At 46.6% G+C, this 14,512-nt stretch carries 13 protein-coding genes and 1 riboswitch; of the genes, 4 read left to right on the forward strand and 9 right to left on the reverse strand.

The window, feature by feature from the left end; translation table 11 throughout:
* Window positions 1-3 precede the first annotated feature (3 nt).
* The 5 genes from J2X05_RS14140 to J2X05_RS14160 all read right to left on the reverse strand — a co-directional run bounded on the left by J2X05_RS14140 (window position 4) and on the right by J2X05_RS14160 (window position 3,434).
* A complete protein-coding gene (locus tag J2X05_RS14140) occupies window positions 4-411 on the reverse strand; it encodes a roadblock/LC7 domain-containing protein (protein WP_310073521.1) in 408 nt (135 codons plus the stop codon).
* Window positions 408-929, reverse strand: a complete 522-nt coding sequence (locus J2X05_RS14145; protein WP_310073523.1) for a GTP-binding protein — start codon at window positions 927-929, stop codon at window positions 408-410. Before J2X05_RS14145 ends, J2X05_RS14140 begins: the two co-directional genes overlap by 4 nt.
* On the reverse strand, window positions 922-1,557 hold the full coding sequence (locus J2X05_RS14150) for a hypothetical protein (RefSeq protein ID WP_310073525.1): 636 nt from the start codon (window positions 1,555-1,557) through the stop codon (window positions 922-924). Before J2X05_RS14150 ends, J2X05_RS14145 begins: the two co-directional genes overlap by 8 nt.
* A 122-nt stretch (window positions 1,558-1,679) precedes the next feature.
* Window positions 1,680-2,039, reverse strand: a complete 360-nt coding sequence (locus tag J2X05_RS14155) for a hypothetical protein (RefSeq protein ID WP_310073528.1) — start codon at window positions 2,037-2,039, stop codon at window positions 1,680-1,682.
* Between the two features lie 600 nt (window positions 2,040-2,639).
* Complete coding sequence (locus J2X05_RS14160) at window positions 2,640-3,434, reverse strand: 3-oxoacyl-ACP reductase family protein (RefSeq protein WP_310073530.1); 795 nt, start codon at window positions 3,432-3,434, stop codon at window positions 2,640-2,642.
* 134 nt (window positions 3,435-3,568) lie between these two features.
* Between J2X05_RS14160 and J2X05_RS14165 the strand changes: the two genes are divergently transcribed.
* On the forward strand, window positions 3,569-4,492 hold the full coding sequence (locus tag J2X05_RS14165; RefSeq protein ID WP_310073531.1) for a LysR family transcriptional regulator: 924 nt from the start codon (window positions 3,569-3,571) through the stop codon (window positions 4,490-4,492).
* On the opposite strand, the gene J2X05_RS14170 is transcribed toward J2X05_RS14165, so the two are convergent.
* Window positions 4,489-5,289 (reverse strand): PEP-CTERM/exosortase system-associated acyltransferase, encoded by an 801-nt coding sequence (locus J2X05_RS14170; RefSeq protein ID WP_310073533.1) that lies wholly within the window; start codon window positions 5,287-5,289, stop codon window positions 4,489-4,491. The two genes, J2X05_RS14165 and J2X05_RS14170, sit on opposite strands and share 4 nt — an antisense overlap.
* A gap of 299 nt (window positions 5,290-5,588) precedes the next feature.
* Here J2X05_RS14170 and J2X05_RS14175 point away from each other — a divergent pair, with 299 nt between their 5' ends.
* Together J2X05_RS14175 and J2X05_RS14180 are read left to right on the forward strand one after the other, a co-directional pair.
* On the forward strand, window positions 5,589-6,200 hold the full coding sequence (locus J2X05_RS14175) for a M15 family metallopeptidase (RefSeq protein WP_310073535.1): 612 nt from the start codon (window positions 5,589-5,591) through the stop codon (window positions 6,198-6,200).
* 73 nt (window positions 6,201-6,273) lie between these two features.
* Window positions 6,274-7,143 carry a substrate-binding periplasmic protein gene (locus J2X05_RS14180; protein ID WP_310073538.1) on the forward strand — a complete coding sequence of 290 codons (870 nt, stop codon included), beginning with the start codon at window positions 6,274-6,276 and terminating at the stop codon, window positions 7,141-7,143.
* Between the two features lie 11 nt (window positions 7,144-7,154).
* Here the strand turns inward: J2X05_RS14180 and J2X05_RS14185 are convergent, their stop codons facing one another.
* From J2X05_RS14185 to J2X05_RS14195, 3 genes are all read right to left on the reverse strand, one after another.
* Window positions 7,155-8,474, reverse strand: coding sequence for a hypothetical protein (locus J2X05_RS14185; RefSeq protein WP_310073540.1), 1,320 nt, complete (start codon window positions 8,472-8,474; stop codon window positions 7,155-7,157).
* Between the two features lie 101 nt (window positions 8,475-8,575).
* A complete protein-coding gene (locus J2X05_RS14190; RefSeq protein ID WP_310073542.1) occupies window positions 8,576-10,933 on the reverse strand; it encodes a TonB-dependent receptor in 2,358 nt (785 codons plus the stop codon).
* Window positions 10,934-11,180: 247 nt separating this feature from the next.
* Complete coding sequence (locus J2X05_RS14195; protein WP_310073544.1) at window positions 11,181-11,822, reverse strand: PEP-CTERM sorting domain-containing protein; 642 nt, start codon at window positions 11,820-11,822, stop codon at window positions 11,181-11,183.
* A gap of 363 nt (window positions 11,823-12,185) precedes the next feature.
* A riboswitch (cobalamin riboswitch) is annotated at window positions 12,186-12,377 on the forward strand.
* A 124-nt stretch (window positions 12,378-12,501) separates the two neighbouring features.
* On the opposite strand from J2X05_RS14195, the gene J2X05_RS14200 reads away from it, so the two are divergent.
* Entirely contained in the window at window positions 12,502-14,463 is a 1,962-nt protein-coding gene (locus J2X05_RS14200; protein ID WP_310073546.1) for a TonB-dependent receptor, read from the forward strand.
* Window positions 14,464-14,512 lie beyond the last annotated feature (49 nt).

Below are 14,512 nucleotides of genomic sequence, written 5' to 3' on the forward strand. Positions count from 1 at the left end.
TACTTAATTTTTTATTGATGCTAGCAACTCTTCCTCTAGCAATTTAGCTGCATTTTTTGTCGCAGTAAGCAATAATCCTAAATTAACATTTTTGTCTGCCAATACCGTAATTACCCATTTTCGGCTGACTCTTTTAATCGCTAGATAACCTTCAGTATTTTGGATGAGTGTAAGTTCACAGCCATTTTGTTCCACTTCAGTCGCAATGCGATCGCCTAGCGCAATGCAGGAGCTGGTCATGGCTGCCAAGGTGGATTCGTTTAAATTTACACGTGATTGTTTTACCAGTGGGTGGCCATCAGTAGTTGAGATGAGGGTTGCATAAATTGAATTGCAGGATGAGAAAATCTTGGAAAAAATATTTTTCAATTCACTTTTTTCAATAACAAAATCATTTTTTTCAATCATCATTCTGCGTACTCCAGCATTGCAATTAAGGCCATCAGCAAATCTACCATGTCATCTTTATCTCTAGGGTCAACGAACATTATAGGTAGAAGTAAATTTTTTCGTTCCAGATAATTGTAAAAGGGTTCCAGATCGGCGTTGGTAGTGCGTGTGACACCGATGACGGCACTGGTAGCACGAATGGATTGCTCAAAATTTTCGATGTAAATTGCCAGATCTTCAAGCGGATCATCGCGTGTTATATCGATAAGAATAATAAATCCCAGCGCGCCTTGAGCTACGATGTCCCACATGTGCCTAAAACGGATTTGTCCTGGTGTCCCGTATATACGCAATTGGGTGCCGTCATCTAATAACACCTCACCAAAATCAAAAGCAACTGTTGTGGTGTCTTTGATTTTTGCAAGTCTGTCGGATGTAGCCTCTTCTGTGGTCACCGGAGGTCGATCACTCACTGTGGATAACGCAGTTGTTTTACCGACACCGGGTGTTCCGGTAATAACAATTTTTAACTCAGCCACGGGATGTCCTCACACTAAACTTTTGTCTTATACGGTCAAATAACGCAATGTTATTGTTCTTGAGTGGCTGGGCATCGCTTATTTCGGTGGCATAGGTGATTTGTATGCATGCACAACTTTGGCAGCTGTTAATAAATGTTTCTACATCTTCTATTGGCAAGTTAACCGCTCTTGCCAAATTCTCACTGCTGATGGGGGTTTTAAGAAGGGCAGCACAAAGACGGCTGGAGTGCGTAACATTGACGAGTATGGTTTTGGGTGGCCAACGTTTAAGTTGATAAAGTGTTTGAGTGCTGCCTGTGTTTTGAGTTGTCGATATTACCTTGTTATCCGTCAAACGAAGGCTTTGTAAAATATCCGCTGCGCGCAACGGACGATGCAAGACTAAATCGAAATCCTTTACTTTTTCACTATCACCATATACAACAACTTTATGACCTGTTGTCCTGAGTTTACCGATTTTCAGTTGTTGTGGGTCGCAGTTGATATCAATAATGACAACATCAACTCCCCATTCATCACTAATTATCCATTCTTTTTCCGTCTTGTACGACAAAATAGAAAGCAAACTTATAAATACTTTACGATCATTATCGGTAAAACCATAAAGTCTAATTTTGCTTTTCATTTTTAAGGTGAATCCATACTGGTGCAAGAGTGCATCACCGCCATGTAAAAACAGTTTTTAGCTGCCTTAAGTAATGTTTTTACATGGCTACTTAATGTTGTTTTTTAAATGACTGCAAGGGATTAGATGGCTAAGCCCTGCATTGCGTCTGTGGCTGACCGTCGAGCTAATGCTAAATTCGCTCTTGATTTATCTAATACATAATAGATAAACAATCCTGGCGACGCGCTAGATAACTTGATGATGTGGTATTGGTTTTCTAACGTAATCAGTATGTCATCAATATTTTCTTTTAAATTCAGGCTGCGCATTGTTTTTAGTTTGGCTCGCACAACTTCGGTATTCCCCGCAGCAGCCAACTCCAAATCAATGCCGGTGCCGACTCCTCCCAACATTAAGCCGCTGCCTGAATCAACCACTGCAGCAGCCATAGCTCCGTCTGTGGTTAACAGTTTTTCGAGAATTTCTTTAATGTTTGACATTTTGGTTCCTGCTGCTTGAAGTGATTGTTTGGAGTATTACTGGTGTTGTTACTGGTGTTGTTACTGGTCTTGATATGGGAGTGATTGAATGGTTTGTTTATCGTAAAAACGAGTATAGGCAGATACAGAATGTAAGCAAAAAAGTAGGCGGTAGATATTTTTCTGTGTAAGAGAAAAGTGATCAAAAAAATATTTTTTTATATCAAGTGGGGATGGGTTTTTAAAGCTTATGCGGTTTGGTTATTGTTTTTTATATAATGGCCGCTTTTGATGCCATTAATAATTATTGATGTGCCAGTTTTTGCATTTTCTATATGCTTAGTCTTTATATTCATAGATTGTTATTATTCTATTATTATTTTTACATTGATATTTTTCACGTTTTGAGGTTGGGGTTTGGGCTAAAGGTGAAGTTTTAAGGAGTTGGTGCCTCGTTGTTAAGGTCTATTTGGTTTTACAAAATAGAATGAGAAAGGTTAATACCTTGGCAATTATGGTAAAAATAATCACGCATGGTTTTGCTGTGCAAGACTGTCGGTGAATATATTACTGTCCTCACCGAGTCTTGCATCATTTAATCTGTTTTCTTTCATGCTTCCGTTACAAACCAAATCCACCGTCGATATTCCAGCTTGCTCCCGTCACATAAGCTGCCTCATCACTGGCGAGATACGCAACCAATCCGGCAATTTCTTCCGCTTTGCCGTAGCGCGGCAAAGCCATTATGCCGCGCAAGGTATCGGCGAAATCGCCTGTCGCCGGATTCATATCCGTATCCACCGGGCCGGGTTGGATATTATTGGCAGTAATTCCGCGTGCACCCAGATCCCGTGCAAGGCCGCGGGTAAACGTTGCAATCGCACCTTTACTCAGGCTGTACACCGACATACCCGGGAAGGGCGCAATTTCGGCATTAATGCTGCCGATATTAATAATGCGCCCGCCGGATTTCATATGGCGCAATGCCTCTTGTACTGCAATGAATATCCCTTTCACGTTAACCGCGAGCAGGTGATCAAAATCGGCTTCAGCGAAATCGTCGATGGGTGCCATGGTGGCCACACCGGCGTTGTTGATGAGAATATCCAACCCGCCTAATTGTTTGGCGGTTTCAGCAACTGCGTGTTTGATGTCTTCTGTTTTGGCGCTGTTGGCCTGGATTGCGATGGCGTTGCCGCCCGCGACGCGAATAGTGTTCACAACCTCGTCTGCGCTGCTGCTGTTATTGGCGTAAGTAATGGCAACAGCCGCGCCCTGGCTGGCGAGGCGTTTGGCGATGGCTGCACCTATGCCGCGCGATCCGCCGGTCACCAATGCGACTTTGCCCGCGAATGATTGGTTGGTGGATTGCTGGGTAGTCTGTGTTTGGGTTGAGTTGTTTGCTTGGGTGCTCATGGTGTTTGCTCCGGTAAGTTGTTGGTGTTAATGCTTTATCACGGAGCCAGTGTGCTGCTTTTATTGCTTTGCAAGTAGTGGGTAATTGGTGCAACCATATTCAACTAAAAGTTGAAAGTTAAATGAGAGGCAAAATGGAAACCCTGGCCAGTATCGAATCCTTTGTGCGCAGTGCAGAGACCAGCAGCTTTTCTGCTGCTGCGCGTTTGCTTGGGCTCACGCCCGCTGCCATCAGTAAAAATGTTGCGACATTGGAAGGGAAATTGGGTGTGCGATTATTCCAGCGCAGCACGCGCCGGTTGACGCTGACAGAGGCAGGCGAAGCATTTTTGCTGGAGGTCAGCGGCGGTCTGGATACCGTGCAGGCCGCGCTGGCTAATGCCAGCCGCAATCGGGGGCAGCCTTCGGGCACCTTGAAAGTCAGCCTTGCGTTTGCCTTTGGCCGGCAATACATCTTGCCGCTATTGACCGATTTTATAGCGAAGTATCCGGATATCCAGCCGGATTGGCGGTTTGAAAATCGGCAAGTAGATTTGATCAATGAAGGAATTGATGTGGCGATTGGCGGCGGGATCGAATTGTCACCGGGAGTTGTTGCGCGTGAACTGGCGCGTCCACATATGGTTTTGGTTGCATCCCCCGCGTTTCTCGCCGATAAAAAAATGCCGAAAGTTCTCGCTGATGTATCGGCCTGGGATGCGATAGTGCGGCGTTCATCCAATACCGGGCGGATTCAACCCTGGCAATTGCGCAACAAAAATAATGAGCAGGATATGGTTGAACCTAAGGCGCGGGTGATCCTCAATGACCCTGAAGCGATTTGTAATGCAGTGTTGATGGACGTTGGGATTGCCTTGGTACCTATGCCGCATGTGCGCAATTATTTACAGGATGGCAGCCTTATCCGGCTGTTGCCCAAATGGTATGGCGATGTGGGGCCGCTGGCGATTTATTTTTCCAGTGCAAAATTATTGCCCGCTAAAACCCGGGTATTTGTCGATTTTATTGTGGAACATTTTCGCCATGAAGATCTTGCTAAAAAGTTTTCCGCATTTTAACTAAATAATTCTTTTTCAATCATCGCCAATAATTTGCGATAACCCGTGCTCAGTTTTTTGCGCAGTTGGCGTACGTCCACATAATAAGCAGCGCGTTTGCCGTGGTATTCCACGGGTGCGCCAATCGGTGTGAAGTGGATGCCGACAAAATTCAGGCTGCGTGCCAATCTGGGTTCCATCATTACAAACACATGGTGGATCCGGTTTTTATGGCAGAGTGCGATTGCGGATAAATATAAACTGACGGCGATATAGGGAAAAAAGCGAAGTTCTTGTGTGGAAAAGGTTTGTTCGTTGATGGCACCAGTGGCGCCACCGGCAAATTGGTCTACTTGCCGTTTTCTAAACGCGAGTGGTACAGCGAGGCGTGATATTTCACAAATCTGGTGCGGTAAAAAATGGCGCGGGCGCAATTGCTCATCGGTAATTGCCTGCGGACAGAATTTTTCCATAGGCAAGAGTTCATCACTATTGCGTGTGGCAATTAATCGTAGTGTGCCAGCGAGTGCACCGGAACTTGCGTGGCGAATAAAACAGTGGATTGAGCGCTGATCAAATTCATCTTGTTCGATATGGTGATGGTTAGTTTCTTCAAAATGCAATTCTTCGCAATAAACTTGATAGCGCAGTTTATACACTTCCTTTTTTAGCGCTTCGGATTTGGCCAGTTGCGGTTTTAAATAATTGGAAAAGTGTTTGGCGATTGCTTCAGCTTCATCGCTTGCCAGTGTTGCGGCATTTTTTTGTGGTGCGGTGCAAATAATCTGGTCAGTAGTTGCCTGCTTGAGTGATTTCATATAATCCATGTTTCCTTTTCCAATCATATCAAAAGCTATTGTAGTTCCCTGATTTACTCTCTTGCCTAACTAAATAATTCTATGGGTAATCCAGTATATTCAGAATCTGTATTCGCTTTTTTTTGTAGGCCAGACATGTATTATCAACTAATGCTATGCAGTTTTTTGATTATTCGTTTTTGTGCTAATTGAAAGCGTTTACCCATTCGTATGTCTTTGCTCTAGTAACAGAATATTTTTAATTCTTTGTGTGCGCTAAAAGCCCGATGTTTAACCGCGTGAGTTTTAAGGAGAGCAGCATGCGTATTGATGAAATGATTGCCGCAGTACAACAAGAGTTGGGTATAGGTGTGGATGGTAAAGCCGGGCCGGAAACATGGGGGGCGATTTATAAAAAAATCTGTAAGGTCACTCAAGCTGAAATGGTGCAAGTGGTGGGCGCTTTGGAACCCGTGGATGCGCGCAGTGAAAAAACTATCGCAACCCTCTTGCCAGAGGTCCAACCCTTTGCGCGTGCGCTGGTGCAGAAGGCCAGTGCGAATGGCATGACGATAAAAATCCTGAGCGGTTTGCGTACCTATGAAGAGCAAGATGCGTTGTATGCGCAGGGCCGAACCGCGCCGGGTAATAAAGTTACTAATGCAAAGGGTGGGTTTTCCAATCACAATTTTGGTATTGCATTTGATATAGGTGTTTTTGAGGGGGCCAAATATCTGGGGGATTCTCCCAAATACAAAGCGGTGGGGGTATTGGGGATGGAGTTAGGTCTGGAATGGGGCGGCAATTGGAAAACCATTGTTGACCAACCCCACTATCAACTGCGGCCAGTGTGGGCCGCTAACATGACAGAGCGCGATATGTTGGCAGAATTGCGTGCGCGCAAAGCGTCGGGCAAAGGCGCATATAGCTAATGCCCTGTTTTGGTGAATCATCCATTTAGCTTCTATACTGCCAGACATAAAATCCATAATCAGGGTGTTCATTATGTCGAGGCTGGTTGTCCTGTGCGTGCAGCGGACAGCATTAGTATTATTGCTTTGTTGTGCGGGTGTTGTTTGGGCTAGTGCATCGGCAACTAGTAGCGTTGTTATTCGTCAGTCCAATATCACCGATATCGTCAATGAAGATTATTACTTTTATCGGGTCCTGGAATTAGCCCTGAATAAAACCGATGCACAATGGGGCGCTGTGCAGATAAGCCAATTGCCCTACCGGCCAGAAGATAAACGCTTACGTAGCGCGTTGATGCAGGGAGGTGTTGATGTGCTTTGGTCGCCGACCAGTGCCGACTTTGAGCGGCAGATGTTACCGGTGCGCATATCGCTGCTAAAAGAACTGAATAATTATCGCCTCTTGTTAATCCGCAAAAATGAACAGCCGGCGTTCTCTGCAGTTCGGTCAATTGATGATCTGCGTAAACTCAGAGGTGGGATGGGCGCACAATGGACAGATGCCAGCATTATGGAATACAACCGATTGCCGTTAGTGAAGGCGGTCGGTTATGGAAAGTTATTTAAAATGTTGGCTGCAAAACGGTTTGATTATTTTTCCCGTGGCGTGTATCAAATTCAGTCCGAAGTAAATTTTTATCCTGAGTTGGAATTACAGATTGAGCAGGAATTAATGCTGAGTTATCCCAATGAAGTGTATTTTTTCGTCAATAAAAATAATACCGACTTGGCCAAGCGGCTTGAAACGGGTTTAAAAATTGCACAGAGAGATGGTAGTTTTGATCAATTGTTTAACAGTATTCCACGCTACCAATGGGGAATGGAATTACTGAAAAAACACCAGCGGCGGGTGATTACACTCCAGCCGCTACCGATTAAGCCGCCTGCCACAAATAAACAATAAATTTTCCTTGGTTAGTGCGAGTGTTCTCCTGCTGTCGGTTCTGCAATACCCAACCAGGTCAGTTTATTGGGTACAAAATCCAATTGGATTGTGGTGTTCACTTTTGCTTCATCCAGATGTATTTGTTTGATCTGGTTTGTAATCGGATCGCTCACGTACGCAAAGTGGCCTGGTGTTAAGGCTAGTTCAAATTTGCTGCCGGTAGGCAGTGCTGTGATATTGCTGGTAATGGCTTGCACGCGCGCTTTAAGGCTCCAGTCGTCGCTGTGTAAAATAGTCAGCTTGCCTTGATTATCCAAAATCACAAAAAATTCTCCATCGTCGGCAAAGCCATAACTGCTAGCTGTAGGGGCGGGTGAGATACTGGCGTCAACCCAGTTAACAGGTGTGATGGTATTGGTACTGGTATTGATTGCATAAAATTGCCCTGCAGCTATACCGATAAATTCATCAACAGCATTATCGCCGAGTACTGTACCTATGCGGGTAGTGCCAGTGAAACTTGGGGGGTTGGTAATTTTTTTCGCGGTGAACGTCGTATCGGTTTGGGTGATAACCAAGACTCCATCCGTGCAGCCAAACGCAATTTGTTTTTCATTTTGCGCACTACCGTGCAGGCCGGGGCAGTTTTCACTGAAAATAGTTTCATCCACGAAGTAACCGTTGTGCGCGCGATAAACCGCAACCCGGTCGGGCAACGTGCTAGTGGCTGCGGCATCGCGTACCGTGGAAATTAAATAATCCCCGCGACCCTGAGCCGCACCGTGCATATGCGTAGAGTACTCCAGCACTGTACCTGCAGTGTTGTTGGCAATATCTGTTTCAGTAAATACCCCCACACTTGCGGGTGCGGCAGTCTCGCCATTGCCATCAAAAAAAATCACAGATTGTTCATCAGTGCCGGTGAAGTGTGTTGGTCGCGTTTTATTGATACTGAACAACATTTGTTTTGGGGGTTGGTCGTAATCATCTAGATGATCGCCATGGTCTTCCTGCCAGAGGCCTCCATCAATGACGTCTACGCGGTCAGCCGTGCGCTGTACCACAAAACCGTAGCGGTGATTGGGGCTTGCATAAAGTGCGTTGGGCGCTTCACTAACCGCCACTTCATGTAACACGCTTTTTTCATTGATATCAACCACACTGACTTTAGCCTGGTCTTTGGCGGAAATTAACAAGCGTCCCTGTGTTGTCACTTCATCATCGTGATCATGGTCGTCTTCAATAGGGACGGGTTCGCGTTCAACAATTTTGGTATCGCTTCCGCCGCAACCACTGAGAAGCGCGGCCACAAATAATAATGTAAGGCTCGGTAGCACACTTGTTTTCATTTCTCGATTACCTTTTGAGTATTGCTTATTTCAGGCAATAGTTATGGATACCCGCATGCGCGGGCAAGACTAGTGCCTAGTGGATTACAATAAATTAAGGGCTAAAAATTGCCGCTAACACCTATAGCAAATGAACGTGCGGGCAGGGGAGCTTTATCCTTTAGGAAGGAGGCGTGCACGCGCGCGTATTCGTCGGTGAGGTTGTGGCCTTTGAGATAAATTTTTAGATCTTCACTGAGCAAGTAACTCACCTGAGCATCAATGAGCGTGTAGCCGTCGGTGTTGGTTTCAAAGGCGGCGGTTTGGTCTTGTTCAAAATAATGTTGACCGCTTAACTCGGCGCGCCAGTTGCCAATTTCATATTCGCCACGCGCGCCTATGCGCAAGGGTGGTATGCGCGGTAAATCGCCCCCTTCATCCAGTTGTGCGCGAATATAGTCACTGGTGATACTGAGTTTTAAGGGCGTGCTCATCTGCCAAATAATTTCGCCTTCAAAACCATAGAGATTTGCATCGTGTGCCTGATAAATAAATACCGGTAATTCGCTGCTGTTTTCGTGTTCATCTTCGCCGCTTTCACTCGCATGGTCATGCGCACCTTCGAGCGTCATACCTGTATCAGTCAGGTAGTAATAATTGTTGATGCTGTTATAAAACGCGTTGAGGATAAAACCAAAATCGCCTTCAAATTTGCGCAGCGAAAGGTCGATATTGTTGGAGGTTTCCAACTCAATATCCGCACGCGTCAAATCAAAATGAAATTCACCCGCTTCATCTTCCACGACTTGTAGCAGTGCGCCCACTTCATACAAGCCTGAGCCAATGTGTGGGCCGAATGAAAATAATTCTGCTGCAGAAGGTGAGCGCTCTGCATGGGTGTAAGAAAAGGCGAGGTTGTAGCCGGGGGTGAAATCCCACACCAATCCAGCGGAGGCACTAAACGGTGTTGATTCGGTATCGATAGAAAATACGCTTAAGTATTCGTCGTGGTGATCGCCTTCATCTTCATGGTGATGTTCATTTAAATCGACACGCATATTGTCTGCAGATACTTTGACTTGTTCGATGCGCGCTCCTAATTGCACCAGCACATCGCCAAAGTGACGCTCCTCCATCAATGCAATCGCGAGCGTGCTGGTATCGCTGGGCGGTGTGAATGCCTCTTCACCAATCGCCGAAAAATCGGCGTGTTTGTAGTGCACACTCACTGCACCGCGCCAATCCGCGAGTGGATGGTGGAATAAATCGATACGCGCTTCCTGGCTCTCGTTGTTAAACGTCGTTCCAATCGCACCATTTTCAATTTCGCTGTGTTCGTAATCGGTAAAACCAAAACGGGTATTGATTGCGCTGAACCAGTCGTCGTCAAGCGAGAGTTCACTCAGGAATTGCAAGCGGTCCTGTTTTAAATCGGCGTACACATCGACCGCTTCGCCTTCGTGGCCGTGACCGGGAATGCCGTATTGGCGTTCAAGATGGCCGTAGGAGAGACCGACAAAACCTTCATCCAAAATGTAACTGGTGCCCAGGTTAAACCCTTTTGCTTTAGTGGATGAGTTGGCTAAACGATCTTCGTTGTGCTCTGCGTGATTTTCTTCTTCGTGCTCTTCATGGGTTTCGATTTCTGCAGCGCCGGGGATTTTGTAATCGTCTGCTTCACGCCAGAATCCATCCAGATGTAAACCCACATTGGCCACACCGGTATTGCCACTGGCGGCGACAAGTTTGTCATTGGCAACGGAATCGCGCTCCAAGCGCCACTCGCCGTAGGTATCGGTGCCTTGCGGAATGCGATCATCGACAATATTCACCACACCGCCAATCGCACCGCTGCCATAAAACAAAGTGGCAGGGCCGCGCAGGATTTCTATCTGGCGCGCGGTTGAGGCTTCTGTCGCCACGGCGTGGTCGGGGCCAACGCGTGAGGCATCGCCAGCGTCCAATCCATTCTGGGTTATCAAGACGCGCGGACCTTCAAGGCCGCGGATAATCGGGCTGCTCGCCACTGGGCCGTAATAATTGGAGTGCACGCCGACTTCATTTTTTAACGTCTCACCTAACGTAGCTGCCTGGCGGTCGCGCAATTGCTCGCCACCCAGCACAGTCACTGGTTGTGCCGATTCCATATTGGATGCGTGCCAAGGCAGGCCAACCACATTCACCACTTCCATTGCGGTGCTGCTCAGTACCAGCTCGGCTGGTTGATCGCCCTGCGCAAGATGAAAGGTTTTGTGCATAAATGCCGGGGCTTTTACATGTAGCTCGACATCTTTACCGGTTTGGACAGGAAGGCTGAATTCGCCGCGTGCGTTGGTGCGTATCTGCAGGTTGGAGCCCACCACATCCAGACTGGCGTTGGCAATTGGTTGCCCCTGTTCATCGCGCACCACGCCTTGTACTTGCGCCAGTGCCGAATGGCTGGCGGCGACTATCGCTAGACATAGCAAGGACCTCGTCATGTTTTTCTTAGTAACCAACATCTTTCTCTCCACATCCAACAGCAAACAGATTTACCGGTCAGGCCGACCAGCGTTTGAATTTTTGGTGATGTTATACTATAACGTATTTAAGGGCAACAAAGGTGGCGGGGGGAGTTTTTAAGTATTTATTCGGTGGGTAATTTGAGGAAAATGTAAGCTATAAAAACAGCAAAGCCCCATCTTGTGGATGGGGCTTTGTGGGGGGAAAGCTAAACCGCTATTGCTATTAAGCAGCGATTTTTGCTTTTCTGCGTCTCAAGCCAAGACCAAGGGTAGCCAATGCCAAGCCAAGCAGACCGAGAGAGGTAGGCTCAGACACTGGAGTACAAGGAACACCTGGAGTTGGTACGCATTGTTGGTTGCCGCCGTCAACAGTCAGGGTTGCTTTACCCAAAGTGACGTACCAACCTTCTTGATTCAAATCGATATCCATTTTGACTTGCAAGCCAGCATTAACCTGAGCTTGTGCCCAGCTGTATGAAGTCAAATCGATAGAAGTGAAAGCCCAAATATCATTTGCGCCATCCAGATTGCCCATACCTAACCAGCTGCTGCCATCGAACACATAAATCATGTCGATTTCACCTTGCCAGCCTGGAGCAAATTCATCTACGTCGAAGGCAGAAATATCCAAAACGATTGAAGTGAAGGTACCTGCGATAGCAGCGTGGTTCCAACCCCAATCTTCCTGAGCGCCTCTGTAATAGGGTGAGTTGTATTTGTTAGCGTCTTGGTCAACAAAATATTCGGTAGCGGTGTTATTTGCATATTCTTGAACATCTGTAACTGGTACGGCAAAAGCAACAGAAGACAAGAGCGCAGAGCATGCAGTTAATGCCAGCAGTGATTTGGTGAGAAAGTTTGACATAGTAAAGTTCTCCTAAACTTTAGAATTTAAATATACGTCCCGGTGTGTTTTGTTTATTCCCTTAAAAAATATGGGGAACAACATGAACTAGGGAAGAATCAGAAAAGCAATCTTTTTATTATGGTGCTCTAAAAAGGATTGCTGAAAAAGGTAGAGCAAAAAAGAGGCCAATTTATGCTTTGGCTTGGTGCGCAAGGGTTTTGAGGTGAAAGATCAAGCAATAATTATGTGCACTGTAAAACATTTCGACGTTGACGGTTCTATCAGTTATATCGAAATAGACTTTTTAATTATTAATAGTCAGGTGCCAGAGTAGATAAAATCGAGTTGGGTTATTGGCGCTTGACTCGCCCTAAGTAACCTCGTAACTTGCGCGCCCGAGGTGTCTGATGGGCAATTATTCTCTATAACGAGAGCGCCAGGATCAGAGTCAATGGGAAGTCGGTGCGTGTTCGCCAATAGTAAGTAAAGGCGATGCAATCCCGACACTGCCCCCGCAACGGTAAATGCTGCTCGCAGCATGAGTCCGATACCAGCCTCATACACGGAGCAATAGCTCCTTACTTGTTCACGATGTCGCGGAGGGCAACATCGGTGGAAATCTGTGTGTATTTTGGGCTGTACCCATACCTCTTTTTCCGCTTTCCCTCCCTCATCCCTTTTAGGATTGAGGAATCTCATGTTTAGCAAGTCCACTACCCAGTCACGTGCGTTTTTACTCGGTGGCCTCAGTGCTGCCATTGTTTCCATTATCGCTCCAACGACGTTTGCGGCAGAGAAAAAACTTGAAACCGTTTATGTAAGTGCAACACGCAGCGAAACCGCGCAGATGCCGGTTGCGACACAAATTAAAGTTATCACTGAGGAAGAAATTCGCGTAAGTGGTGCAAAGTTATTGTCGGAAGTGTTGCGCACCCAGGCGGGAATCCAGCTCACCGATTCCGACGGTAGCGGCGCGCGCAATGTGACTGCTTCCATGCGCGGATTGTCGGGCACTAATAACGTGTTGGTGTTGGTTGATGGCCGTAAATTAAATAACCCATCATTGGCCGCACCTGCGTTAAATACCGTCTCATTAAAAGATGTAGAGCGCATTGAAATTGTGCAGGGCAGTGCGGGTGTGCTCTATGGCGATCAAGCGGTTGGCGGCGTGATCAATGTCATCACCCGTCGCGCTGTTGCAGGTGAAATCAATGGTTCAGCGAGTGCAACTAGCGGCACTGATAATCTGGAAGATTACACCGCCAGTGTTCGCCAAGGCTTTGAAAATGGTTTGAGTTACAGCGTATCTGCGCAAAAGCGCAATGCGGATAATTATCGCGATAATAACCAATCGGCCTATGAAAATGTGCTGGGTAATTTGCGCTACGATTTTGCAAAAGGCTTTGTGTTCGCTGAAGCGCAAAATATTGATGATGAATTAAATCTCGCTGGTTACTTGTTGGATTCGCAAGCTGCAGTTGATCCGCGCCAAGCGCGTACACTGACTGATTACGCGAACCAGAAAACGGATCTCGCCCGTGTTGGCGGCGGTATTGGTCTGGGCGAACACTGGGAATTATTGGCAGAATTTGCTGACCGCGATGAAGATACTGAATCCTATTACGGATATGGTTCACCAACGCTGGGCAATATGCGCGTAAAAAATTTGACGCCGCGCGTTGTGGGAACCTTGCCGGGCAGCAACGGAAATACCTTGGTAACCATTGGTTATGATCAGGTTGATTCAGAATATACCGTGCCTGATTGGGGCACGAATATTGAGCAAACAATTGATGCATTATATGCGCAAGTGGTTTACCCGCTGACGCAGCAACTAAGTCTGACTGCTGGCGCACGCAGCTCCTCGGTTGAAGATATCAATCATGCAAGCAAAACTCGCCACGACGATGATGTCACCGCGAGTGAGTTGGGTTTAAGTTATCAATTGGATAATGGTTGGCGAGTGTTTGGCCGCTATGCTGATGGTTTCCGTTTTGCCAATGCCGATGAAAATGGATTGGTATTACCGGGTGTAGAATTTTTGGAGGTGCAAACCAGCCGCTCTGGTGAGTTGGGTACAGAGTGGCGCGGTGAGCGTGCCGCTGTGCAATGGTCTCTATATCGCATGGATCTCGATAACGAGCTCATTTATGATGCTGTTATTGCAAATACCAATTCATGGAATGGACATGGTGCTAACGTGAATTTGGATTCATCGCGTCGCCAAGGCGTTGCAATTGATGGGCAACTCACTTTGAGTGATGAGGTTAGCCTGCGGGCAAATTACACCTATACCGATGCCGAACTCACCAGCGGTAGCTTTCCCGGTAATAAAGTGCCTTACGTAGCCGAAAACCGCGCAAATATCGCCGTTGTTTTCACTCCAGTGGAGCAGTTAATTGTGTATTTGGATTCAAGTTACACAGGTGCGCGCTATCGCTCGGGTGATGATGCGAATGCTTGGGCTAAAGTAGATCCACTGGTATTGTTCAATTTGAATGTGACTTGGGAATACCAAGGCGTTGAAGTGACGGGGCGCATTAAAAACCTGACTAACGAACGTTACGCTGGCCTTCAAGGTGTTTCGCCAACGGCAGGTTATTACCAATATCCACAACCGGAGCGCAATTACGAAGCAAGCATCACCTATCGTTTTTAATCAATCCTGAGTATGGTGGGTGGAGCGCAAGCGATACCCACCAATCATC

It is taken from the genome of Cellvibrio fibrivorans (assembly GCF_031457055.1).
GTDB classification, from domain to species: Bacteria; Pseudomonadota; Gammaproteobacteria; order Pseudomonadales; family Cellvibrionaceae; genus Cellvibrio; species Cellvibrio fibrivorans.

Bases quoted from the DNA above. Each gene is read 5' to 3' on its own strand.
- J2X05_RS14155 (WP_310073528.1), bottom strand. From the start codon at position 2,039: ATGTCAAACATTAAAGAAATTCTCGAAAAACTGTTAACCACAGACGGA.
- J2X05_RS14185 (WP_310073540.1), bottom strand. From the start codon at position 8,474: ATGAAAACAAGTGTGCTACCGAGCCTTACATTATTATTTGTGGCCGCG.
- J2X05_RS14200 (WP_310073546.1), top strand. From the start codon at position 12,502: ATGTTTAGCAAGTCCACTACCCAGTCACGTGCGTTTTTACTCGGTGGC.
- J2X05_RS14165 (WP_310073531.1), top strand. From the start codon at position 3,569: ATGGAAACCCTGGCCAGTATCGAATCCTTTGTGCGCAGTGCAGAGACC.
- J2X05_RS14180 (WP_310073538.1), top strand. From the start codon at position 6,274: ATGTCGAGGCTGGTTGTCCTGTGCGTGCAGCGGACAGCATTAGTATTA.
- J2X05_RS14150 (WP_310073525.1), bottom strand. From the start codon at position 1,557: ATGAAAAGCAAAATTAGACTTTATGGTTTTACCGATAATGATCGTAAA.
- J2X05_RS14170 (WP_310073533.1), bottom strand. From the start codon at position 5,289: ATGAAATCACTCAAGCAGGCAACTACTGACCAGATTATTTGCACCGCA.
- J2X05_RS14140 (WP_310073521.1), bottom strand. From the start codon at position 411: ATGATGATTGAAAAAAATGATTTTGTTATTGAAAAAAGTGAATTGAAA.
- J2X05_RS14195 (WP_310073544.1), bottom strand. From the start codon at position 11,822: ATGTCAAACTTTCTCACCAAATCACTGCTGGCATTAACTGCATGCTCT.
- J2X05_RS14175 (WP_310073535.1), top strand. From the start codon at position 5,589: ATGCGTATTGATGAAATGATTGCCGCAGTACAACAAGAGTTGGGTATA.
- J2X05_RS14190 (WP_310073542.1), bottom strand. From the start codon at position 10,933: ATGACGAGGTCCTTGCTATGTCTAGCGATAGTCGCCGCCAGCCATTCG.
- J2X05_RS14160 (WP_310073530.1), bottom strand. From the start codon at position 3,434: ATGAGCACCCAAGCAAACAACTCAACCCAAACACAGACTACCCAGCAA.